At 68.6% G+C, this 22,286-nt stretch carries 19 protein-coding genes; 9 read left to right on the top strand and 10 right to left on the bottom strand.

What is annotated here, in order from left to right:
- Positions 1-118: 118 nt before the first annotated feature.
- From AC07NS_RS20465 to der, 8 genes are all read left to right on the top strand, one after another.
- Positions 119-787 carry an HAD hydrolase-like protein gene (locus AC07NS_RS20465; RefSeq protein ID WP_494606210.1) on the top strand — a complete coding sequence of 223 codons (669 nt, stop codon included), beginning with the start codon at positions 119-121 and terminating at the stop codon, positions 785-787.
- Positions 788-905: 118 nt separating this feature from the next.
- Positions 906-1,304, top strand: a complete 399-nt coding sequence (locus AC07NS_RS20460; RefSeq protein ID WP_494606208.1) for a DUF6249 domain-containing protein — start codon at positions 906-908, stop codon at positions 1,302-1,304.
- A 33-nt stretch (positions 1,305-1,337) separates the two neighbouring features.
- Positions 1,338-1,910 carry an RNA polymerase sigma factor gene (locus AC07NS_RS20455; protein WP_494606206.1) on the top strand — a complete coding sequence of 191 codons (573 nt, stop codon included), beginning with the start codon at positions 1,338-1,340 and terminating at the stop codon, positions 1,908-1,910.
- Positions 1,903-2,283, top strand: a complete 381-nt coding sequence (locus tag AC07NS_RS20450) for a hypothetical protein (protein ID WP_494606204.1) — start codon at positions 1,903-1,905, stop codon at positions 2,281-2,283. The genes AC07NS_RS20455 and AC07NS_RS20450 overlap by 8 nt, the downstream gene beginning before the upstream one ends.
- A gap of 56 nt (positions 2,284-2,339) precedes the next feature.
- On the top strand, positions 2,340-3,167 hold the full coding sequence (gene panB / locus AC07NS_RS20445; RefSeq protein WP_494606202.1) for a 3-methyl-2-oxobutanoate hydroxymethyltransferase: 828 nt from the start codon (positions 2,340-2,342) through the stop codon (positions 3,165-3,167).
- Positions 3,168-3,493: 326 nt separating this feature from the next.
- Positions 3,494-4,243 (top strand): tetratricopeptide repeat protein, encoded by a 750-nt coding sequence (locus AC07NS_RS20440; protein ID WP_494606200.1) that lies wholly within the window; start codon positions 3,494-3,496, stop codon positions 4,241-4,243.
- An 11-nt stretch (positions 4,244-4,254) separates the two neighbouring features.
- Positions 4,255-5,667, top strand: a complete 1,413-nt coding sequence (locus AC07NS_RS20435; protein WP_494606198.1) for a PQQ-like beta-propeller repeat protein — start codon at positions 4,255-4,257, stop codon at positions 5,665-5,667.
- 121 nt (positions 5,668-5,788) lie between these two features.
- Positions 5,789-7,552: a ribosome biogenesis GTPase Der gene (gene der / locus AC07NS_RS20430; protein ID WP_494606196.1), complete on the top strand. Its 1,764-nt coding sequence runs from the start codon at positions 5,789-5,791 to the stop codon at positions 7,550-7,552.
- 31 nt (positions 7,553-7,583) lie between these two features.
- Here der and AC07NS_RS20425 read toward each other — a convergent pair whose 3' ends face one another.
- From AC07NS_RS20425 to radA, 6 genes are all read right to left on the bottom strand, one after another.
- The gene (locus AC07NS_RS20425; protein WP_494606194.1) at positions 7,584-9,092 is read right to left on the bottom strand and encodes a methyl-accepting chemotaxis protein; all 1,509 of its coding nucleotides are present in this window, start codon (positions 9,090-9,092) and stop codon (positions 7,584-7,586) included.
- Between the two features lie 272 nt (positions 9,093-9,364).
- Complete coding sequence (locus AC07NS_RS20420) at positions 9,365-10,114, bottom strand: SDR family NAD(P)-dependent oxidoreductase (protein WP_494606192.1); 750 nt, start codon at positions 10,112-10,114, stop codon at positions 9,365-9,367.
- 39 nt (positions 10,115-10,153) lie between these two features.
- Positions 10,154-11,137: a bile acid:sodium symporter family protein gene (locus AC07NS_RS20415; protein ID WP_494606191.1), complete on the bottom strand. Its 984-nt coding sequence runs from the start codon at positions 11,135-11,137 to the stop codon at positions 10,154-10,156.
- A 129-nt stretch (positions 11,138-11,266) separates the two neighbouring features.
- A complete protein-coding gene (purF, locus tag AC07NS_RS20410; protein ID WP_110117818.1) occupies positions 11,267-12,766 on the bottom strand; it encodes an amidophosphoribosyltransferase in 1,500 nt (499 codons plus the stop codon).
- A complete protein-coding gene (locus AC07NS_RS20405; RefSeq protein WP_494606188.1) occupies positions 12,763-13,386 on the bottom strand; it encodes a CvpA family protein in 624 nt (207 codons plus the stop codon). The genes purF and AC07NS_RS20405 overlap by 4 nt, the downstream gene beginning before the upstream one ends.
- Positions 13,383-14,765: a DNA repair protein RadA gene (gene radA, locus AC07NS_RS20400; RefSeq protein ID WP_494606186.1), complete on the bottom strand. Its 1,383-nt coding sequence runs from the start codon at positions 14,763-14,765 to the stop codon at positions 13,383-13,385. Before radA ends, AC07NS_RS20405 begins: the two co-directional genes overlap by 4 nt.
- A gap of 173 nt (positions 14,766-14,938) precedes the next feature.
- On the opposite strand from radA, the gene AC07NS_RS20395 reads away from it, so the two are divergent.
- Positions 14,939-16,120, top strand: a complete 1,182-nt coding sequence (locus AC07NS_RS20395; protein ID WP_494606184.1) for a Yip1 family protein — start codon at positions 14,939-14,941, stop codon at positions 16,118-16,120.
- A gap of 18 nt (positions 16,121-16,138) precedes the next feature.
- Here AC07NS_RS20395 and alr read toward each other — a convergent pair whose 3' ends face one another.
- The 4 genes from alr to AC07NS_RS20375 form a co-directional block, all read right to left on the bottom strand.
- Entirely contained in the window at positions 16,139-17,221 is a 1,083-nt protein-coding gene (gene alr, locus AC07NS_RS20390; protein ID WP_494606182.1) for an alanine racemase, read from the bottom strand.
- A 60-nt stretch (positions 17,222-17,281) separates the two neighbouring features.
- The gene (locus AC07NS_RS20385; protein ID WP_494606180.1) at positions 17,282-17,968 is read right to left on the bottom strand and encodes a MarC family protein; all 687 of its coding nucleotides are present in this window, start codon (positions 17,966-17,968) and stop codon (positions 17,282-17,284) included.
- Positions 17,969-18,030: 62 nt separating this feature from the next.
- Positions 18,031-19,551 (bottom strand): replicative DNA helicase, encoded by a 1,521-nt coding sequence (locus tag AC07NS_RS20380; protein WP_494606178.1) that lies wholly within the window; start codon positions 19,549-19,551, stop codon positions 18,031-18,033.
- A 157-nt stretch (positions 19,552-19,708) separates the two neighbouring features.
- The gene (locus AC07NS_RS20375; RefSeq protein WP_494606176.1) at positions 19,709-22,114 is read right to left on the bottom strand and encodes a TonB-dependent receptor plug domain-containing protein; all 2,406 of its coding nucleotides are present in this window, start codon (positions 22,112-22,114) and stop codon (positions 19,709-19,711) included.
- Positions 22,115-22,286 lie beyond the last annotated feature (172 nt).

The raw sequence follows: 22,286 nt of genomic DNA, 5'->3' as shown, positions 1-22,286 counted from the left end.
CTTGCGCGAAATACGCGAGTTGGCGAACTTTGGGGCGACAACCGCGGCGAACAGCGGCTAAGTCTTTGGGAAACGGCCGGACTCTGTGACCAGAGAATGGCGGGGACAGGATGATTGAGTGGGCGTGACTTCGGGGCTTCCTTACGATCTGGCGATCTTCGATTTCGACGGCACGCTGGCCGACAGCGGCGCCGTGGTGCTGAAGCTCGTCAATCCGATGGCCAGGATCTACGGCTTCAAGAGCGTCACCGACGAGGAAGTCGAGATGCTCCGTGGCCGTCCCAATCGCGAGATCATCAAGTACCTGGGCGTCTCGGCCTGGAAGATCCCGATCATCGCCGCCCATGGCAAGAAGCTGATGGCCGCCGAGATCGGCTCGATCGGACTGTTCCCGGGCGTTCCGGAGATGCTGCGCGCCCTGTCGGCCGGCGGCGTGCGCCTGGCCGTGGTCAGCTCCAACAGCGAAGCCACGATCCGCACCGTGCTGGGCCCCGACCTGGCCAGGCTGATCGACCACTACGGCTGCGGCGCCTCGCTGTTCGGCAAGGCCAAGAAGTTCCTCAAGGTGATCAAGACCGCCGGGGTGAAGCCCGGCCGGGTGATCTCGATCGGCGACGAGACCCGCGACATCGACGCGGCCAACGCTCTGGGCTTGGCGTCCGGCGCCGTCACCTGGGGCTACGCCACCCGCCAGCTGCTGGTCGACCACACCCCGACCGTGCTGCTCGACGCCGTCGAGGACATCGTCGCCAGCCTCGCGCCGCAACGGGCTGCCGCAACGGCCTGATCCGCCTTACGAAAGTTTCATCTCGCGCGGCGCCTCCAAACGGCGCCGCCAAAGCCTCTTCCCTGTACGAGACGAAAGCGACAGGCTCTCGTCGAAAACATTCCGAGGGGAACGAGTCATGGAACTTGGCATCCTGGTGCCGCTGGCGCCGTTCATCATGGTCGTCTGCATCGTCTGCATCCCGCTGTGGCTGAAGAGCCGCGAGCGCCGTGAGATGCAGGCCACCGTCCGCGCCGCCATCGAGAAGGGCCAGGCGCTGCCGCCCGAGCTGATCGAAGCGATGAGCAAGGAAGTCAAACCGCCGAAGGAATCCTCGGCCCTGCGCGACATGCGCGTGGGCGTGATCCTGATCGCCGTCGGCGGCGGTCTCGCCGTGCTGGGCTTCATGCTCGGTCAGGTCGAAGACGAGGCGCTGCACCCGATTCTCGGCGTCGCCGCCATCCCGGCCCTGATCGGCGTCGCTTATGTGGTCCTGAGCTTCTTCAACCCCAACAAGGGCGCGCGGCCTCTGAACTGAGGCCGTTCGCTGGGGAAGAGGGGACTTTTCATCATGGGTGTTCTACGCCCGCCAACCACCGGTCACGACGTCGAGCTGGCGGCCCTCGCCGCCACCGGCGACCGCGCCGCCTTCGGCGAACTCGTGCGCAGGCATGGCTCGGCCGTACGGGGGCTGCTGCGTCGCCTCGGCGCCGATCCGGCCACGGCCGACGACGTCGCCCAGGACGCCTTCCTGGTCGGCTTCGAGCAGATCGCCGACTATCGCGGCGAGGGCGCCTTCGGCGGCTGGATCAAGAAGACCGCCGCGCGGCTCTATCTGCGCAAGGTCAAGCGCGACGCGCGCCTGATCTTCTCGGACGAGACGCCGGAGGATCCTTCGCCCGCGACCAGCGCTTCGCCGGGCGACCGGCTCGACCTGGACGAGGCCCTCAAGGGCCTGTCGCGCGGCGAACAGTTGTGCGTCTCGCTGTGCTACGGCGCCGACTGGTCGCACGCCGAGGCGGCGGAGGCCTTGAATATCCCGATCGGGACGGTCAAATCCCATGTCAAACGTGGTCTCGATAAGCTCCGGGCCAGACTGGCCCCGTCACCGGACTCATCTGCGCGGAGGGAAGGTCATGGTTGATCGCGACTTCGACGCCCAGCTTTCGCGGCTGTTCGCGGCCCCGCCGGCCTTTCCCGACGCCGAAGCCTTTCAGGCCAAGGTCGAGCGGCGGCTGGACCGTGGCTGGGCCATGCGTCGCCTGCTGATCGGCGCGGCCGGCGCCGTGGCCGGCGTGGTGGCGGTCGGCCAGCTGATCACCAGCCGCTTCGCCTCGGAGCTGCAGCACGCCTCCGAGCAGGGCGTGACCAGCATGGACATGGGCGTCGACAAGCTGATGGGGCGGATCGACCAGTTCGTCGCCACCCCGGCCAGCGTCGAAACCCTGTGGCTTGGCGCGGCGCTTGCGGCTATCGCTCTGGCCTTCGCCGTCACCCGACTGGTCGAAGAGTTCTAATTCCGGAGGGCGGCCCCCCGTCGCGCTCCGGTCATCGAAGAGAGCCGGAGCGAGTCTTGTCCGCCCATCGCCAGGAGACGGTCCGCCGTCTCGCCGCCCCCGATATCGCCGCCCGCAAGGGCGGCGTTCCGATCGTCTGCCTCACCGCCTACACCGCCCCGGTGGCGGCCGCCCTCGACGACGCCTGCGACGTGCTGCTGGTCGGCGATTCGCTGGGCATGGTCGTCCACGGCCTGCCCAACACGGTCGGCGTGACCATGGAGATGATGATCCTGCACGGCCAGGCGGTCATGCGCGGCTCGAAGAAGGCCATGGTCGTCGTCGACATGCCCTTCGGCTCCTACGAGGGGGCGCCGGAAGAGGCCTACGCCAACGCCGTCCGCATCATGAAGGAGACCGGGGCCCAGGCCGTGAAGGTCGAAAGCGGCCCGACGGTGCCGCAGACCATCCGCTACCTCGTCGATCGCGGCGTGCCGGTGATGGGCCATGTGGGCCTGCGCCCGCAGGCGGTGCTGGTCGATGGCGGCTTCAAGGCCAAGGGCCGTGACGAGGAAGGCCGCCAGAAGATCCTGGCCGAGGCCCGCGCCACCGCCGAGGCCGGCGCCTTCGCCGTGGTGGTCGAGGGCGTCGCCGAGGCCCTGGCCCGCGAGATCACCGAGACGATCGCCCCGCCGACCATCGGCATCGGCGCCTCGGCCGGCTGCGACGGCCAGGTGCTGGTCAGCGACGACATGCTGGGCCTGTTCGACTGGACGCCCAAGTTCGTGCGCCGCTACGCCGACCTGAAGGGCCAGATCGAAAAGGCCGCCGCCGACTACGCCCGTGACGTCAAGGACCGCAGCTTCCCCGGCGCGGCCGAGACCTACTACGCCAAGAAGGACTGAGACCTGGATCCCTCTCCCCTTGCGGGAGAGGGTGGCCTCGCGGAGCGAGGTCGGGTGAGGGGTCTCTCAGACCTGTCGGCCACGAAGGCTGGCGACGCGTCCAACGTTTGAGAAACCCCTCATCCGTCGGCTTCGCCGCCACCTTCTCCCGCAAGGGGAGAAGGACCCTGATCCCGCCGTTGCGGCGGCGGCGGACACGCTATAGGTTCGCCGCCTGCGTCGCGGCCAGGGGCCGTGGCGACTTGATGTTCAACCTTGCGTCGTCCGGAAACCCTTCCGGTCCTCGACGCCCCGGCGCTTCCCGCGCCCGTATCGGAGCCTCGTTCGTGGTCGATGTGTTTGACGAGGTCGAAGAGCAGCTTCGCTCCGACCGCTACAAGACCTTCGCGCTGAAGTCGCTGCCCGTCCTGGGCGCGGTCGCCGCGGTCGCGGTCCTGGGCGTCGGCGGCTGGTGGGGCTGGACGACGTACGAGACCAACCGCGCCAACAAGGCGTCGGAAGCCGTCCAGGCGACCCTCGAATCCTACGAGAAGGAAGGTCCCGCCAAGGCCTTTACCGAGTTCGAGAAGCTGTCGAAGGAAGGCAATGCCGGCTACCGCGCGCTGGCCCTCATGCAGATGGGCGGCATCCGCCTGGACGAGCGCAAGACCGCTGAAGCTGTGCGTTATTTCGACGAAGCGGCCAAGATTGCTCCCGATCCTGTCATGGGTGACATAGCTCGCCTCAAATCCGCCTTCGCGCTCATGGACACGGCTCCCTATCAGGAGATCGAGTCGAGGCTGACCCCGTTGACCGGCGAGAAGAGCCCTTACCGCGTGCAAGCCAAGGAGGCCTTGGCCTTCGCGAAGCTGCAGGCGGGCAAGAGCGCCGACGCGCGCGGCGACTTCGTCGTGCTGTCGCTGCTGTCGGACGCGTCCGACGACACGCGCCAGCGGGCTCAGGCCGCTATCCAGATGATCGACTCCGGCTCGGCCAAGTCGCTGCCGGCCGCCGTCAAGGCCGCCGTCGCTCTGCCGCCGCCGATCCAACTCGCGCCCGGCCAGCTGCCGCCGGGCCTGCAACCCCAAGCTCGATGAGCCGCCGACCCATGACTTTGAAGCGCTCCCTGCTGCTCGCCGCGATGATGTCGGCCGCAGTGTCGGTGACCGGTTGCTCGACGGTTTCGAAACTCAATCCGTTCGGCAAGGACGAGAAGAACAAGGCCCAGGCCACGCAAGGCCAGCGGATCTCGGTCATCGCCTTCGACCAGAAGGTCGAGGCCGCCGACGGCCTGAAGGGCGTCGACTTCTTCCTGCCGGAAGCCCAGCCCAAGGCCGACTGGCGCCTGCCGGGCGGTTCGCCCGAGCAGTCGGTCGAGCACGTCGCCGCCGGCAAGGACTTCGAGATCGCCTGGCGCAAGGGCTTCGGCCAGAAGGCCAACCGCACCTTCCACATCACCGCCACCCCGGTCTCGGCCGACGGCAAGATCTTCGTCATGGACGGCGAGGCCAAGGTCTCGGCGCTTGACGCCAATACCGGCGAGACCCTGTGGCGCAAGGACCTGCGTCCGGCCGCCCAGCCGGGCAAGCGCGGCTTCTTCGGCATCGGCGGCGACAAGGGCGACACCGAGGGCTTCGGCGGCGGCATCGCCTATGCCGACGGCAAGCTCTACGTCTCGTCGGGCTTCCGCTTCGTGGCCCAGATCGACGCGGCCAACGGCAAGGAAAACTGGCGTCAGCCTACCAGCACGCCGGTCCACGCCGCCCCGACCGTGGTCGACGGCCGCGTCTTCGTGGTTTCCACCGACAACGAACTGCTGACCTTCACGGCGGCCGACGGCACGCCGGGCTGGACCTACCAGGCCCTGATCGAGCCGGCCCGCATCCTGGCCGCCTCCAGCCCCGCGGTCAGCGGCGACACCGTCGTCGCCGGCTTCGCCTCGGGCGAACTGGTGGCCCTGCGCGCCGGCAACGGCAACGACCTGTGGAGCGAGGCGCTCAGCCGCGCCAGCCGCACCAACGCCCTGTCGGAAATCCGCGACATCGCCGGCCGTCCGGTGATCTACAAGGGCGACGTCTACGCCGTCAGCCACTCGGGCGTGTTCTCGGCCACCGACCTGCGCACGGGCCAGGCCCGCTGGAGCCTGCCGGTCACCGCCATCACCACCCCCTGGGCGGCCGGCGACGTGGTCTATGTGGTCGACAAGGCCGGCCAGGTGATCTGCGTCTCGCGCGACGGCGGCCAGGTCCACTGGATCCGCGACCTCAACGAGAGCGACAAGCTCACCAAGAAGCAGAAGAAGAAGCTGGCCAAGCACCCGCGCATCTGGTCCAGCCCGATCCTGGCTTCGGGCCGCCTGATCACGGTGTCGAGCTACGGCGAGGCCGTGGCCCTGAACGCCAAGACCGGTGAAAAGGAAAAGACCCTGAAGATCGGTTCGTCGGTCCTGCTGTCGCCGATCGCGGTCGGCGACAAGGTCTATCTGGTGACCGACGAGGCCCAGCTGATCGCGATCCGCTGATACTTTCCGGGCTCCCTTCGGAGCCCGGCGCAACACAAATCGTCCCGGGCCCGGGCTGGCGGAAACGCCGGCCCGGGCTTGTTGCTTTGCCGGGACCAGAAAAATCGACTACTGACCGCCTATGCCTTTGAAACTCGCCATCGTCGGCCGCCCCAATGTGGGCAAGTCCACGCTGTTCAACCGTCTGGCCGGCAGGAAGCTGGCCCTGGTCGACGACCAGCCGGGGGTCACGCGTGACCGCCGCTTCGCGCACGGCCGCCTCGGCGACCTCGACCTGGAACTGATCGACACCGCCGGCTTCGAGGACGTCACCGACGAGAGCCTGGAAGCGCGCATGCGCGCCCAGACCGAGCTGGCCATCGACGAAGCCGACGTCGCCCTGTTCGTGTTCGACGCCCGCGAGGGCCTGACGCCGCTCGACAAGATCTTCGCCGAGATGCTGCGCCGCCGGAACAAGCCGGTGGTGGTCGCCGCCAACAAGTCGGAAGGCAAGCAGGCCGAGGCCGGCGCCGCCGAGGCCCACCGCCTGGGCCTGGGCGAGCCGATCCCGATCAGCGGCGAGCACGGCGAGGGCATGGCCGACCTCTATGCGGCGCTGCTGGCGGTGACGCCCGACGAGCTGCAGGAAGAGTTCGAGGACTACGACGACGACAGCAAGCCGATCAAGATCGCCATCATCGGCCGTCCGAACGCCGGCAAGTCGACCCTGGTCAACCGCCTGATCGGCGAGCAGCGGCTGCTGACAGGCCCCGAGGCCGGCATCACCCGCGATTCGATCTCGGTCGACTGGACCTGGGACGGCCGCAAGATCCGCCTCGTCGACACCGCGGGCCTGCGCAAGAAGGCCAAGGTCAACGAGAAGCTCGAGAAGCTCTCGACCCAGGACACCATCCGTTCGCTGACCTTCGCCGAGGTCGTGCTGCTGGTGATGGACGCCACCCATCCGTTCGAGACCCAGGACCTGCAGATCGCCGATCTGGCCGAGCGGGAAGGGCGCTGCGTCGTTTTCGTGCTGGCCAAGTGGGACCTGATCGAGGACCCGGGTCAGATCCTGAAGGAATTCAACGAGCACGCCGAGCGCATGCTGCCCCAGCTGCGCGGGGCGCCCGTCGTGGCGCTGTCGGGCGAGACCGGCCGCGGCGTCGAGCGCTTGATGCCGGCCGTCATCAAGACGCACCGCGACTGGTCGACCAAGGTCAAGACCCGCGACCTGAACGACTGGCTGCAGCTGGCCATGCAACGCCACCCGCCGCCCTCGGTGGGCGGAAAGCGCGTGAAGCCCAAGTACATGGCCCAGACCAAGGCCCGTCCGCCGACCTTCGTGCTGTTCTCCAGCCGCGCCGACCAGATGCCCGATCACTACCGGCGCTATCTCGTGAACAGCCTGCGGGAAAGCTTCGACCTGCCAGGCGTGCCGCTGCGCATCACCATCAAGTCGGGCGCCAACCCCTATGCCGACGCCGATCAGGGCTATGTCGTCAAAGGGAAACGCGCCTTCGACAAGAAGGAAGCCGAGAAGGCGCGCCTGAAGGCCTCGCGCAACACAGTCAAGAAGTCGGCCCAGAGGGCGGCGATCCTGGCCGAGGCGCCGGCGGACGACAGCGCGCCTGCGCCCAGCAAGGCCCCGACCAAGGCCCCAGCTAAGACATCGACCAAGACTGGCGGGGCCAAGGCCGAAGCCTTCAAGGCCGATACCGGCAAGGCGGCGGTCAAGTCGGTGAAGCCGCAGGGCCCCAAGGCCCAGAAGAAGGTCTCGACCACCCCGAGCTACAAGGTCGGGACCAAGGCCGCGGGCGGCAAGGCCGGCGGTCCGCGCCGTCCGGTGGCCGGTTCGCGCGTGGTGCGCGGCAACAAGACGCCCGGCGGCAAGCCCAAGGGGCGCTAGTTCCCAAGGAGCGTCCTAGCTCGGGAGGAGCTTAGAACTCCTCCCAGTCCTGGCTGACCGCGACGGCGGCGGAGCCAGAGCCGGGGCGAAACGACTGGGCGATGCGGCTCTGGGCGACGGCGACCGGGTTGGACGCCGGTCGCGGGGCCGGAGCGGGGCGGGCGACCGGCTCGGCCTCTTCGGCGCCGGTGTCGAACAGCGAGACCAGTTCCGACAGGGCCGAGGCCTCGTTGCGCAGGCTGGCCGCGGCGGCGGTGGCTTCCTCGACCATGGCGGCGTTGCGCTGGGTGACCTGGTCCATCTGGTTGATGGCGGTGTTGACCTGGTTGAGGCCGCCGGCCTGTTCGTGCGCCGACTGGGCGATCTCGGAAATCAAGGTGTCGATCTCGGCGATGCGGCCGACGATGCCGTTCAGCGACTGGCCGGTGTCGCCCACCAGACGGGCGCCGCGTTCGACCTGGGCGCTGCTGTTGGCGATCAGGGTCTTGATCTCCTTGGCCGCCTCGGCCGAGCGCTGGGCCAGGGCCCGCACTTCCTGGGCGACGACGGCGAAGCCGCGGCCCGCCTCGCCCGCCCGGGCGGCTTCCACGCCGGCGTTCAGGGCCAGGAGGTTGGTCTGGAAGGCGATCTCGTCGATGACACCGATGATCTGGCCGATCTTGCCCGAGCTCTGCTCGATCTCGCCCATCGCCGCGATGGCGTCGCGCATGATCTCGCCCGAGCGGGTGACTTCCTGGCGCGTCGTCGAGGCGGCGGTCGAGGCGGCCTTGGCGCCGTCGGCGCTGCGGCGGACGGTGGCGGTGATCTCGTCGAGGGCGGCAGCCGTCTCTTCCAGGCTTGCGGCCTGCTGTTCGGTGCGCTTGGAGAGGTCTTCCGAGGCGATGGTGATCTCGTTGGAGCCGCTGCGCACGCCATTGGCCGAGTTGGCGATGGAGTTCATGGCCTTGCGCATGGCGCCCAGCGCCAGATTGTAGTCGCTCTTGATCGAGGCGAAGCGGCCCTCGAAGGCGGCCGTGATCTCGGCGGTCAGGTCGCCGGCGGCCAGGCGCTTGAGGTTGTCGGCCAGGGTCAGCACCACGGCGCCTTGTTCGGCCTCGGTCCTGCGCAGTGTCTCGTTGGCCAGCCGCTCATGTTCGGCCTGGGTGATGTCGGTGCAGAACTTGATGACCTTGCAGGGCTTGCCGGCCGCGTCGAACACGGGGTTGTAGGCGCCCTGGATCCAGATCTCGACGCCGCCCTTGCCCTGGCGCTGGAACTTGCCGGCGAAGAACTCGCCGCGGCCCAGGTTCAGCCAGAACTGCTTGTATTCGTCGCTGCGGGCGAATTCCGGATCGGCGAACATGCTGTGGTGGCGGCCGCGGATCTCTTCCAGCGAATAGCCCACCGTCTTCAGGAAGTTGGTGTTGGCCGTGAGGATGGTGCCGTCGAGCTCGAACTCGATGACCGCCTGCGAGCGATGGATCGCCGCCACGGTGGCCTCAAGCTCGGCGAGGCGCTGATCGGCGGTGTCGCGACCGCGCTTGAACGACAGGAAAGACATTCGGATCCGAGCTCCGCCGGAGGCAGCGGCGAGTTCCGCCACGACCCAAGGGTGAGCTTTGATCCGTTATCCCGCGCTTAACAACGTTCTTCGAAATCTTGCGTCAGGTGCGTCGGATTGACGCGAGCAACAATTTCAACGCCTTAAGTCTCATTGTCGACTCAAGGCCTTATTGCAGATCGTAGACGATCCGAGGATATCCGCGATTTCGGATATCCAGATTTTACTTGAAATCCGTAATCTGCACCTGGATGTGCTTAACCAGGGCGATTTCAGCCGAGGCTGGCCGCTTCTTGGCCCCGTTCCTTGAAGCGAACGACGCCTCGCGGCGGCTCGCGCCCAGGGCGAGCCAGGTCGACGACGAAGGGGGCGATCTCTGCCGGATCCTGCACGGTGGCCTGATCCTCGCCCGGGAAGGCCAGCGCCCGCATCTTGGTGCGCATGGCGCCGGGATCGATGCAGAAGGCCCGCACGGCGGTGTTCTCCATCTCGTCGGCATAGCAGTCGACGATGGCCTCCAGGCCGGCCTTGGAGGCGGCGTAGGCGCCCCAGAAGGCCCGATGGCTCTTGGCGACGCTGCTGGTCAGGAAGATGGCCCGGCCGGCGTCCGAGGCGCGCAGCAGCGGATCCATGGCCCGGATCAGCCGCCAGTTGGCCGTCAGGTTGGTCGACAGGATCATGTCCCAGCCCTTGGGGTCCAGGTGGCCCACGGGCGTCAGGGGGCCCAGCACGCCGGCCGCGCCGACCAGGACGTCCAGCTTGCCGAAGCGCTGATGCAGGGCCGCGCCCAGGTGGTCCAGGCCGTCGGCCTCGCGCAGGTCCAGCGGCACCAGTGTGGCGTGCTCGCCGGTGGCGGCGAAGATCGCATCGTCCAGGGCCTCCAGCGCGCCTTGGGTGCGGCCCAGGGCCACGACATGGGCGCCGGCCTGCGCCAGGCCCAGGGCGATGGCGCGGCCGATGCCGCGCGTGGCGCCGGTGACGAGGGCGATGCGGCCGGCCAGCGGCGTGTCGGTGGTGGTCATGAACGTTTCCTGCGCCTCTGACGGGCGATATTGAAGGTCTCAGGCCTCGTCGGCGGGCCGCGCGCCGTAGCGCTGCGCCAGCACCGAGCAGGCCATCAGCTGGATCTGGTGGAAGATCATCAGCGGCAGCACCAGCACCCCGGCCGTTGCGCCGGGGAACAGGATGCCGGCCATCGGCACGCCGGTGGCCAGGCTCTTCTTGGAGCCGCAGAACACGATGGCCACCTCGTCGGCCTTGGAGAAGCCCAGGGCCCGGGCGCCGAACATGGTGGCCAGCATGACGAGCGTCAGCAGCACGCCGCAGACCAGCAGCAGCACGATCAGCTCCAGCGGCGAAACCTTGTGCCAGAGGCCCTCGACCACGGCGGCGCTGAAGGCCGAATAGACCACCAGCAGGATCGAGCCGCGATCCACGCGCCCGACCAGGGTCTTGTGCTTCTCGATCCACTTGCCGACCAGCGGCCGGGCCAGCTGGCCCGCCACGAACGGCAGCAGCAGCTGGACGACGATCGACTGGATCGACTCCCAGCCGCCGACGTCGCCGTGGGCGTTCATCAGCAGACCCACCAGCACCGGCGTCAGGAAGATGCCGAACAGGTTCGAGGCCGAGGCCGCGCAGACGGCGGCGGCGACGTTGCCGCGCCCGATCGAGGTGAAGGCGATCGACGACTGCACGGTCGAAGGCAGGCAGGCCAGGAACACCATCCCCGCCGCCATGGTCGGCGACAGCACCCCGGCCTTGCTGATGGCCAGGCCCAGCACCGGGAACAGCAGGAAGGTGAAGGCCAGGATCGTCAGGTGCAGCCGCCAGTGGGTGATCCCGGCGACCACGGCCTCGCGCGACAGCTTGGCGCCGTGCAGGAAGAACAGCAGGGCGATGGCGATCTTCACCACCCAGCCGGTGATCTCGGCCGCCTGGCCCCGCACCGGCAGGAACGAGGCCAGCACCACCATGCTGAACAGGGCGATGATGTAGGCGTCGATCTTCAGCTTGGAGAGGACGGCGGAGACGGGATTGGCCAAGGGGCGACTCTCACAGGGGACGTCGCCCGGTCTCTCCGGACGATCCGAGCGGCCGAACCAGACAGGCCGTATACCGGGTTAGCGCAGCTTGGGTCCTTCGAACAAGCCGAAGGACCCGAAAGGCTGGTGTCAGGCGCTGAGCAGCGACAGCTGCTTTTCGGCCTGATCGTTGCGGCCCTCGGCGATCTCGCGATCGGTCAGGCGCGTGGGATAGTCGCCGGTGAAGTAATGGTCGGTGAACTGCGGGGCGGCCGGATCGCGCGGGGCGCAGTCCAGGGCTTCGTACAGGCCTTCGACCGACAGGAAGCCCAGGCTGTCCACTTCCAGGAACTTGGCCATCTCTTCCAGCGACTTGGTGGCCGCCAGCAGCTGTTCGCGCTCGGGCATGTCGATGCCGTAGAAGTCGGGCCACTTGATCGGCGGGCTGGCCGAACGCAGGTGCACTTCCTTGGCGCCGGCCTCGCGGACCATGCGGACGATCTTCAGCGAGGTGGTGCCGCGCACGATCGAGTCGTCGATCAGGATCACGCGCTTGCCTTCCAGCACGGCGCGGTTGGGGCTGTGCTTCATGCGCACGCCCAGTTCGCGCACGCCCTGGGTCGGCTGGATGAAGGTGCGGCCCACATAGTGGTTGCGGATGATGCCCAGGTCGAACGGCAGGCCGCTCTCGGCGGCGTAGCCGATCGCCGCCGGCACGCCGCTGTCGGGCACCGGCACCACGACGTCGGCCTCGACGCCGGTCTCGATGGCCAGGCGGCGGCCCATGCGCTTGCGCACCTCATAGACCGAGCGGCCGTTCACGACGCTGTCGGGACGGGCGAAATAGACGTATTCGAAGACGCAAGGACGGGCGGCCGGGGCCGCGAACGGGCGCAGCGACTTCACGCCGGTGTCGCTGATCACCACCATCTCGCCGTGCTCGACGTCGCGCACGAAGCGGGCGCCGATCATGTCGAGGGCGCAGGTTTCCGAGGCCAGAACCGGCTTGCCGTCCAGGTCGCCCAGAACCAGCGGGCGGATGCCCAGCGGGTCGCGCACGCCGATCATCTTCTTGTTGGTGATGGCCACCAGGGCGTAGCCGCCCTCGATCTGGCCAATGGCGTCGATGAAGCGGTCGACGATGCGAGCCTTCCGCGACCGGGCGATCAGGTGAAGGATCACCTCGCTGTCCGAGGTCGACTGGAAGATCGCGCCTTCCTGCACCAAGCGCTCGCGCAGCGTCAGGAAGTTGGTCAGGTTGCCGTTGTGGGCCAAAGCCAGGCCGCCCGTCTCCAGGTCGGCGAACATCGGCTGGACGTTACGGATGCCGCTGCCGCCGGCCGTGGAATAGCGTGTGTGGCCGATGGCCATGTGGCCGGGCAGGCGCTGCACCAGATCGGCGCCGGTGAAGGCGTCGCCGACGTGGCCCATGTGGCGCTCGGTGTGGAAGCGCTGGCCGTCGAAGGCGGCGATGCCGCAGGCCTCTTGCCCGCGGTGCTGCAGGGCGTGCAGCCCCAGCGCCGCGATGGCCGAGGCGTCCCGCGCGCCGAACACGCCGAACACGCCGCATTCCAGGCGCAGGGTGTCATCCTCGGGATCACGCCAGGGCATGGACGAGAAGCGGTCGGTCGACTGGCCGAAAGACGTCATCGCGATTTCTCCACCAGATCGTCGAGCTTCCGACGCTGGTCCTTATCATAGCCTTCTTCGCCACGTTCGGCGTCGGACGGTTTGTCGCTGGCGCCGTCGCGGACCGCGTCCTCGATGGCGGGGGCCAGCTTGCCGGCAAGTCCGGCGCCCTTGGGGGCGAACACCTTCAGCACCCGGGCGCTGGCGTTGGACAGCGGATAGAAGATCGAGTCCGACACCCAGGCCGGCACGCGGTCGCGCGGCGTGGCCATGTGGAAGACGAGGTTGAAGACGCCCAGCACGACGAGGGCGCGCAGCAGGCCGAAACCCAGACCCACCAGGCGGTCGAGCATGCCCAGCGCGCCGTCGGCGTGCAGGGTCTTGGTCAGTTGGCCGCCGATGAACCGCAGGCCCACGAAGGCGATGACGAAGGTGACCAGGATCGCGGCGGCCGTGGCGGCCCAGTCCGGGTCCATCAGCTCGCGGAAGAGGGGGCCGGTCAGGCGCAGGCCCAGCAGGGCGACGACGGCGGCGACGATGAACGACAACGCCGAGGTCAGTTCGCGAGAGGCGCCGCGAAAGAAGCCCACGGCGCCGGAAACCAGCAGGATCAGCCCGGCGATGATGTCGAACGGCGTCACGCGTGCGAGCTCCAGATGTCGTTCTCGATTCTACGGACCGCGTCGGCCAGTCGCGCCGCGCCGGCCACCGGCAGGGCGCCGCCGCCTTCGGGCAGGCCCGACAGCGGTCCCAGCGCGCGGCCGAACCCCAGCTTGGCGGCTTCCTTCAAACGCGACTCCATTCGGCTCACGGGCCGGATCTCGCCGGAGAGGCTGACCTCGCCGAACACCACGCAGTCCTGCGGCAGGGCGACATCCATGGCCGAAGAGGCCAGAGCGGCCGCCGCCGCGAGGTCGGCGGCGGGTTCGGTGATCCTCAGCCCGCCGGCGACGTTCAGATAGACGTCCTTGTCACCAAAACCAAGGCCGCAGCGCGATTCAAGCACGGCGAGCACCATGGCCAGGCGTCCGGAATCCCATCCGACCACGGCGCGTCGGGGCGTTCCGTAGGCGGACGGGGCCACCAGGGCCTGGAATTCCACCAGCACCGGGCGTGAGCCCTCGATGCCGGCGAAGACCGCGGCTCCCGCCGCGCGCTCGCCGCCTTCGTTGAGGAACAGTGCCGAGGGGTTCTTCACCTCGCGCAGGCCGACGTCGCCCATCTCGAACACGCCGATCTCGTCCGTGGCCCCGAAACGGTTCTTGGCCCCACGCAGGATGCGGAACGGATAGCCGCGCTCGCCCTCGAAGCTCAGCACGGCGTCGACCAGGTGCTCGACCACGCGCGGGCCGGCGATCTGGCCGTCCTTGGTGACGTGGCCGACCAGCAGGATGGCCACGCCCTGTTTCTTGGCCAGGCGCACCAGCTCGGTGGCGCAGGCGCGCACCTGGGTCACCGTGCCGGGACCGGCCTCGTGGGCGTCGCTCCACATGGTCTGGATCGAGTCGATGACCACCAGGTCGAACCGGTCGCGCTTCAGCCCGTCGAGGATGTCGCGCAGGCTGCTCTCCGCCGCCAGCTTCACCGGCGCATTGGCCAGGCCCATGCGGTCGGCGCGGCCGCGGATCTGCTCCACGGCCTCTTCGCCGGAGATGTAGGCGCAGGACACGCCCCGGCTCGAGGCGTTGGCGCAGACCTGCAGCAACAGGGTCGACTTGCCCACGCCGGGGTCGCCGCCGATCAGGATCGCCGAGCCCGGCACCACGCCGCCGCCGCAGACCCGGTCGAACTCGTCGACGCCGGTCAGGATGCGGGGCGGGGCGGGGGTGTCGCTTTCGAGACCGGCGAACTGCAGGCCGCGCGTGCGGGTCGCCTTGGTGGCCGACAGGCTGCCGGGCGCGCGGACGCCGACCTCCTCGACGAGGGTGTTCCAGCTCTGGCAGGCGGGGCATTGCCCGGCCCACTTGGTCTGAACCGCCCCGCAGGACTGGCAGGCGTAGACGGCGCCGTCGCGGGCCATGGGGTCTCCTGATTCTCGGATGATGGGAGACTACAGGCTGGAGCGTCCCTGCGCCAAAGCCGGACGCAGCTGTATCGCCCGACCTGTCGCCGAACCTTGTTCCCGTTTTGCGCGCGTTGCGTATAGATAGACACCGGGGGGCGCAGACTCAGGATCTTTCTGGAGGCGCCTAAATGTCCGTGGTCGAACCCGGAGTTGTTTCGTCCGATCTCGCAAGCCGCGTGAAGCGGCTTCTACTTTCTCCATCCGCCGAGTGGGAGCGGATCGACCCGGAACCCGCCACCATCAAGGGGCTCTACGTCGGATACGTCTGCATCCTGGCGGCTATTCCGGCGATCGCGGGCCTGGTGGGCAGCCTGCTCTTCGGGAACGGGATCCCGGGAGTCCTGGTCGCCAGGCCCTCGCTCGTGGGAGCCTTGGCTACGGCCCTCCTGGGCTATGCGTTCTCGCTGATCCTGGTCTTCATCGTGGCGCTGATCGTCGACGGTTTCGCCAGCAGCTTCGGCGGCCAGAGCAATCGGGTGCAGGCCTTCAAGGTGGCGGCCTATTCCTACACCGCCGCCTGGGTGTCGGGCGTTCTTCTGTTCTTCCCAGTGCTGGGCCTCATCTCGCTGCTGATCAGCATCTACGGGATCTATCTGCTCTACCGCGGTCTGCCCCGGCTGATGAAGGCTCCGCAGGAGAAGGCCCTGGGCTACACGGCCGTGACGGTGATCTGCACCGTGGTCCTCAGCCTGATCGTCAACTTCATCATCGGCGCCGTGGTCGGCGCGGCCATCCTCGGCGGCGCCTATCATGCGGCGTCCAAGGGCGGCTCGCTGACGGTCGGCGGCAATACGGTCGATCTCGGCAGGATGGAGGCCGCCTCCAAGCAACTGGAAGCCGCCGCGGCCTCGGCCGAAGCCGGCAAGGGCAAGCCGCTGACCTCGACCGACGTGCTCAAGGGCTTCCTGCCGGCCTCGTCGGGCGGTTTCGCGCGCACCACGCTCGAGGCCCACTCGGCCGGCGCCGACGGCGCGGGCATGGCCTCGGCCCAGGGCGACTACGAGAAGGACGGCCGCCGCTTCAGCCTGGCCGTCACCGATCTGGGCGCGCTGGCGGGGCTGACGGCCATGGCCTCGGCCATGAACGCCCAGACCTCGACCGAGACCGCCACCGGTTACGAGAAGACCAGCACCGCCGGAGGCCGCCTGGTCTCCGAGAAGTGGGATCGCGAGGCCAAGTCCGGCAGCTACAGCGTCGTCGTGGGCAATCGCTTCACGATCGAGGCCAATGGCGAGGCCGACAGCGTCGATGACCTCAAGAAGGCCGTGGCCTCGGTCGATGCGGGCCGGCTCGAAGGCCTGGCGAAGTAAGGGGGAGGGCGGGGCCCGTCAGGCCTCGCCCAACACCACGCGGCGGGCGCGTCCGGCCAGGCGTACGAGCAACTCGTAGGACGTCGTGCCCGCCGCCGCGGCGGCGTCGTCCACCGGCAGGTTGGGGCCGAACAGCTCGACCATCGCGCCGGGACGGGCGGCGTCGCAGTCGGTGATTTCCACCGCGATCAGGTCCATCGACACCCGGCCCAGGATCCGCCGGCGCGCGCCGTCGAACCACACCTGGCCGGTCGGGCTGGTCGAGCGCAGCACGCCGTCGGCATAGCCGCAGGCCAGGATCGCCACCCGCGTGGTCTCGCTGGCCGTGAAGGCCGCGCCATAGCCGATCGACTCGCCGCGCGGCACGACCCGCACCTGCAGGATCGGCGCTTCGAGCGTGGCCACGGCCTTGATCCGATCGTCGGCCACGTCGCGCGGCCCGCCGCCATAGAGGCTGATCCCCGGCCGGCACTGGTCGAAGAGATAGGCCTCGCCCAGGAAGATCCCGGCCGAATTGGCCAGGCTGCGTCGGGCGTTGGGGAACAGGGCGGCCGCGTCGGTGAAGCGGGTCAGCTGGCGGGCGTTCAGCGGATGCTCCGGCTCGCCGCCGCAGGCCAGGTGGCTGATCACCAGCGAGACGTTCAAATGCTTCAGCCGGTCCATCGAGGCCGTCAGCACCGCGGCCTCCTCGTGGCGCAAGCCAAGGCGGTTCATGCCGGTGTCGATGTGGATCGCCGCTTCCAGCGTTCCCTTGCCGGCCTGGCTGTTCCAGGCCTCGACCTGCGGCAGGCTGTTGAGCACCGGGATCAGCCCGGCCTGGACAAGCGTGGGGCCCGAGCCCGGCGTCGCGCCGTCCAGCACGTGGATCGCCGCCTCGCGCTCGCCCAGCGCCTTGCGTAGCGCCACGCCTTCCGACAGGCGCGCGACATAGAAGGCGCGCGCGCCCTCGTCCCACAGGCGGCGAGCGACGAGGCCCGCGCCCAGGCCGTAGCCGTCGGCCTTGACGGCGGGCGCGAGCTCGGTCCCGCCAGCCTGCGCCTTGAGGGTCGCGTAGTTGGCCGCGAGGGCGTCCAGGTCGAGGGTCAGGCGAGCTTCGGTCACGGCTGGGGAGGTAGCCGACCCGCGCCGTCAAGGCCAGTGCAGATGCTGTGGAGATGCGACCTAGCGAGAGGCCAGGAACTGCGTCACCAGGGCCTCGACGCCGCTGGCGACGATCTGCACGCCGATGCACATCAGCAGGAACGCCATCAGCCGCGACATCACTCGCGCGCCGTTGACGCCCAGCAGCGACAGCACCCGGTCCGAGGCCCGGTAGAACACCCACACCATCAGGGCGATGACGGCGACGGCGAGGCTGGCGCCCAGGAAGAACGGCGCGACCGAATGGCCCTCGGCCGGCCGCTGGGAGGAGAGAGCGATCGCCACCGAGATCGCGCCCGGTCCGGTGGTGAACGGCATGGTCAGCGGGAAGAAGGCCATGTCCTCGGCCCGCGCCTTGGCGGGCGAGGCGGCCTGGTCGGCCTTGCGCTCCTCATGCTCCTCGGGCGCCATCAGGAGCGCCCAGGCGCGGATGGCCACGACCAGGCCGCCGGCCACCCGCAGCGCGCCCAGGCTGACCCCGAAGAAGTTCAGCACGTAGCCGCCCAGCAGCAGCGAGCCCAGCAGGATGCAGAAGGCGTAGAGCGCGATGGTCGGCGCCAGCCGCCTGCGGGTCTCGGCCGGATGGTCGGCCAGCATCTGGTGGAAAATCAGCGCCGCCCCGACCGGATTGACGATCGAGAACAGGGCCGGGAAGGCCAGCAGGAACGCCCCGACGAAGGTCGTGACGGGCAGGGGGCTGAAGTCCATCGGCGGCGCTCTTTCCTGAATCGCGCGCCGAGCCTCGCCCGGCGCGCGTCCGGAAGGAAACGCTATTCGTCGCTGCCCGAGCGCATCTGATGGAAATAGTGGTCGCGCGACAGGTTGCCGAAGCGGGTGGTGTCGCTGTTGAACGACAGGCGCACCGTGCCGATGGGACCGTGACGCTGCTTGGCGATGATCACTTCGGCCAGGCCCTGCAGCTTGTCCATTTCTTCCTGCCAGGTCAGGTGCTCGGGCGTGCCCTCGCGCGGCTCGGCCCGGCCGACATAGTAGCTTTCGCGGAACACGAACCAGACCATGTCGGCGTCCTGCTCGATCGAGCCGGATTCACGAAGGTCGGACAGCTGCGGCCGCTTGTCCTCGCGGCTTTCGACCTGACGCGACAGCTGCGACAGGGCGATGACCGGGCAGGCCAGTTCCTTGGCCAGGGCCTTGAGGCCCATGGTGATCTGCGAGACTTCCTGCACGCGGCTGGCGTTGGACCCCAGGTCCGAGCCCGTCACCAGCTGGAGGTAGTCGACCACGATGAGGTCGAGGCCGACCTGACGCTTCAGGCGTCGCGCCCGGGCGGTCAGCTTGGCGATGGAGATACCACCGGTGGCGTCGATATAGAGCGGCGCTTCCTGCAGCTCCATGGCCGCGTCACGCACCCGGCCGAACTCCGAAGCGTCGATCTCGCCCTTGCGGAGCTTGTCGCCCGACACGCCGGACGCGTCGGCCAGCATACGCAGGGCCAGCTGCTCGGCGCTCATTTCCAGCGAGTAGAAGGCCACCACCCCGCCGCTGACGGTCTTGCGGCTGCCGTCCGGCTGGGGCTCCCAGGCGTACTTCTTGGCGACGTTGAAGGCGATGTTGGTGGCGAGCGCTGTCTTGCCCATCGACGGGCGGCCGGCCAGCACGATCAAGTCCGACGGGTGCAGGCCGCCGATCTTCTGGTCGAGGTCGATCAGGTCAGAGGCCAGGCCCGACATGCCGCCGTCGCGCTGGAAGGCCTCGGCGGTCATCTCGACGGCGCCGCGCAGGGCGTCGCCGAAGCTGACGAAGCCGGAACTGGCCGTGCCGCTTTCTGCCAGGGTGTAGAGCTGCTGTTCGGCGGATTCGATCTGGTCGCGGGCCGGACGCTTCTCGTCGCCATGGCCGTGGGCGGCCGCGGCGATCTCCCCGCCGATGCGGATCAGGTCGCGGCGCAGGGCCAGGTCGAACACCGCCCGGGCGTAGTCGCCGACATTGGCGGCCGGCGGGGCGCGGTCCACCAGGTCGGCCAGGTAGCGGATGCCGCCCAGCTCCTGGAACGCCGTGTCGTGCTTGAACTCGTCGGCCAGCAGGATCGGCTCGGCCAGCTGGCCCTTGCGGATGTGAGTCTCGATCGAGCTGAACAGCCGCTGGTGGAAGGGCTCGTAGAAGTGCCGCCCCTGCAGGCTGTCGGTCAGCCGCTCATAGGCCGAGTTGTCGTACAGCAGCACACCCAGCAGCGCCTGTTCGGCTTCCAGGTTGTGCGGCGCGACGGCGATCGGAGGAGCATCTTGCGCCGGCGGGCGCAGATCGAGGGCAGGGACCAGAGACATCGCCATAAGTTAACGCGAACGCCGTCCGAGCGCGCGGGCCGAGCAAGGTGAACGGCGAAGATGAACGGGGATGTTCTGTGTATATCTTCTGTACGACAAAAGGGGACGCAACGTTCCGCTGCGTCCCCTTCGGTCAGTTCAGGCCGGATGAGGCCCGCTCAGGTCACCAGTTGTAGCTGACCCGGGTGTAGAGGAACCGGCCGTTGAAGCCGAACGGCGAGTAGTTGGGGAAACCGACCACGCCGCTGGTGCTGTTGACGGCCGCCGGAGTGCGGTTGGGGTACTCGTCGAACAGGTTGTTGGCGCCGACGGCCCAGGTCAGGTTCTCGCCGAAGGTGCGGCGGGCTTCCAGGTCGATCACCGCCTTGCGGCCGGTCCAGTAGTCGAGCGAGGCCGTGGCGTTGGGCTGCAGCACGCTGCCGTAGCCGGTCAGCTTCAGCGTCGCGCCCCAGGGGCCGTTGCTCCAGTCGCCGCTGGCGACGAACTTGGTGCGCGGCGTGCCCTTCTCGAAGGTCAGGACGTTGACCCGGCCGAACAGGGTCGGCGGGACCGGCAGCGACGACAGGGTGTTGGTCGTCGGCAGGCGGGTGACCTCGGTCTCGTTGTAGTTGCCCGCCAGGGTCAGGTCGAAGCGACCGGCTTCCTCGGCGTCCAGGCGGTAGCGCAGCACCACGTCGACGCCCTTGGTGGTGGTGTCGACGCCGTTGATGAAGAACCGCGCGGTGGTCACGCCGTAGGGCTGGAGCAGGGTGTAGATCGCCTGCTGGGTCGCCGTGCCGGTCGCGCTGCCCTGGATGTTCTCCGAGAGCACGATGCGGTTGTCGATGTCGATCTGGTAGGCGTCGACCGTCAGCTCCAGCGGGCCGCGGCGATAGACCAGGCCCAGCGAGTAGTTGGTGCTCTCTTCAGGCTCCAGGGCCTTGGCGCCCAGCACCTGCGACACGGCGCTGGTGGCCGGGAAGGTGCCGACTTCCGTCGCCACGCCGCTGATGATGTTGGTCGAGGTGGCGGTGAAGTACTGCTGCTGCAGGGCCGGGGCGCGGAAGCCGGTCGACACCGCGCCGCGCAGGGCGAAGCTGCCCGAGAAGTCGTAGCGCGCGGCGATCTTGCCGGTCGTGGTCGAGCCGAAGTCGGAATAGTCCTCGAAGCGGGCGGCGACGTCGACGTCCAGCTTGTCGGTGATCTGGCTGTCGAGGTCGATGTAGAGGCTGTAGTTGTCGCGGGTGACGTCGACTTCGTTGCTCGGGCGGAAGCCCGGGAAGCCCTGGGCGCCGGCGGCCAGGCCGTTGTAGCCGCCGTTGGCCCACGAGGCCGTCTCGCCGGCCACGATCTCATAGCCTTCCTTGCGGTACTCCGCGCCGAAGGCCAGGGTCGAGGGCTGGGCGAAGGCGGCGATCTCCAGCGGACGGGTGATGTCCAGCGAGGCCACCGTCTGCCGGTACTTCATCGAGCCGGCGTAGAACGAGGTCGGCGAGGTCGGGCCGTACGAGGCGTTCAGGCTGTCCTTGACGCCATAGTCGATGTCGTTCTCGCCGTAGGTGACGCTGGCGTCGATCGTGTAGGCGCCGAGCTCGCCCTTGGTCCCGAAGGCGAAGTTGTAGTCGTCGATGTCGGTGGTGATCTTCGGCAGGAAGCCGTTCGGATAGATCGAGGCGATGTTGGCGGCGTTGTTGGCCAGGCGCGGGAAGGCCGCGCTCTCGCCCTCGCGCTTCTGGTAGCCGGCCCAGCCGTAGAGGCTCCAGGTCTCGTTCAGCGGCAGGCCGGCGTTGGCGAAGATCGACTTGCTCTCCACCTCGGCGTCGCCGTAGCGGCCGGTCACGACGCCGGGGCTGAAGGCCGACGAGACGTCGCTGCGGTTGGTCGGGTTGCGCTTGGACCAGTCGCCGGTGACGGTGAGGAAGCCGTCGTTGGGCAGGGTGAAGCCCTGCCAGATCGAGGCGGTGTAGGTGACGCCGTCGTGGGCCTTGCGGCCGTCGGTGTCGCGGGCGGTCTTCACCTCGGTGTCGTAGAGGCCGTAGCTGGCCGTGGCGCCGCCGCCGGTGCGGGCTTCGCGCAGACGCAGGTTGACGACGCCGGCGATGGCGTCCGAGCCGTACTGGGCGGCGGCGCCTTCACGCAGGATCTCGACGCGGTCGAGGGCGGCGGTCGGAATGGTGTTGAGGTCGAAGGCGGCCGAGCCGCGCCCGACGGCGCCGTTGATGTTGACCAGGGCGGCGGCGTGGCCGCGCTTGCCGTTCAGCAGCACCAGGGTCTGGTCGGGGGCCAGGCCGCGCAGGGTGGCCGGGCGCACCGAGTCGGTGCCGTCCACGGCCGACGGACGCGGGAAGTTCAGCGACGGCGCCAGAGTCGACAGCGCCTGGGCCAGTTCGGTCGAGCCCTGGCGGGTCAGGGCCTTGCTGTCGACGACATCGACCGGCGAGACCGTGTCGAGACGCGAGCGGCCCGCGGTGCGGGTGCCGGTGACGACCAGTTCCTCGACCGTGGTCTGGTCGGCGGCTTCCTGGGCGTGGGCCGAGGCGGCGAAGGCCGACACCGAAGCGGCGGCCAGCAGGATGGATTTGATACGCATGAGATAACCCCTCTCGAACTCTGTCGGGCGGGGTCGCATGGATGCGGCTCTTGTATCCGACAGGTGGCTAGACGGACACGAACTTGGTTGACCGGAGTGCAGCTTACAATCTGAGCAATTCTAGCCATCAGCGCAGAAAAAAACGGCGCGGATTGCTCCGCGCCGTTTTCAG

The organism is Caulobacter sp. GW821-FHT10A10 (genome assembly GCF_059415745.1).
Note: the sequence above shows the minus strand (reverse complement) of the source record. Positions and strands in the feature narration are given on the sequence as shown.

Excerpts from the sequence above, each read along its gene's own strand:
- AC07NS_RS20460 (WP_494606208.1), top strand. The coding sequence starts at position 906 with ATGGAACTTGGCATCCTGGTGCCGCTGGCGCCGTTCATCATGGTCGTC.
- AC07NS_RS20455 (WP_494606206.1), top strand. The coding sequence starts at position 1,338 with ATGGGTGTTCTACGCCCGCCAACCACCGGTCACGACGTCGAGCTGGCG.
- AC07NS_RS20450 (WP_494606204.1), top strand. The coding sequence starts at position 1,903 with ATGGTTGATCGCGACTTCGACGCCCAGCTTTCGCGGCTGTTCGCGGCC.
- AC07NS_RS20435 (WP_494606198.1), top strand. The coding sequence starts at position 4,255 with ATGACTTTGAAGCGCTCCCTGCTGCTCGCCGCGATGATGTCGGCCGCA.
- der (WP_494606196.1), top strand. The coding sequence starts at position 5,789 with ATGCCTTTGAAACTCGCCATCGTCGGCCGCCCCAATGTGGGCAAGTCC.
- AC07NS_RS20425 (WP_494606194.1), bottom strand. The coding sequence starts at position 9,092 with ATGTCTTTCCTGTCGTTCAAGCGCGGTCGCGACACCGCCGATCAGCGC.
- AC07NS_RS20420 (WP_494606192.1), bottom strand. The coding sequence starts at position 10,114 with ATGACCACCACCGACACGCCGCTGGCCGGCCGCATCGCCCTCGTCACC.
- purF (WP_110117818.1), bottom strand. The coding sequence starts at position 12,766 with ATGACGTCTTTCGGCCAGTCGACCGACCGCTTCTCGTCCATGCCCTGG.
- radA (WP_494606186.1), bottom strand. The coding sequence starts at position 14,765 with ATGGCCCGCGACGGCGCCGTCTACGCCTGCCAGTCCTGCGGGGCGGTT.
- AC07NS_RS20395 (WP_494606184.1), top strand. The coding sequence starts at position 14,939 with ATGTCCGTGGTCGAACCCGGAGTTGTTTCGTCCGATCTCGCAAGCCGC.
- AC07NS_RS20385 (WP_494606180.1), bottom strand. The coding sequence starts at position 17,968 with ATGGACTTCAGCCCCCTGCCCGTCACGACCTTCGTCGGGGCGTTCCTG.
- AC07NS_RS20380 (WP_494606178.1), bottom strand. The coding sequence starts at position 19,551 with ATGGCGATGTCTCTGGTCCCTGCCCTCGATCTGCGCCCGCCGGCGCAA.
- AC07NS_RS20375 (WP_494606176.1), bottom strand. The coding sequence starts at position 22,114 with ATGCGTATCAAATCCATCCTGCTGGCCGCCGCTTCGGTGTCGGCCTTC.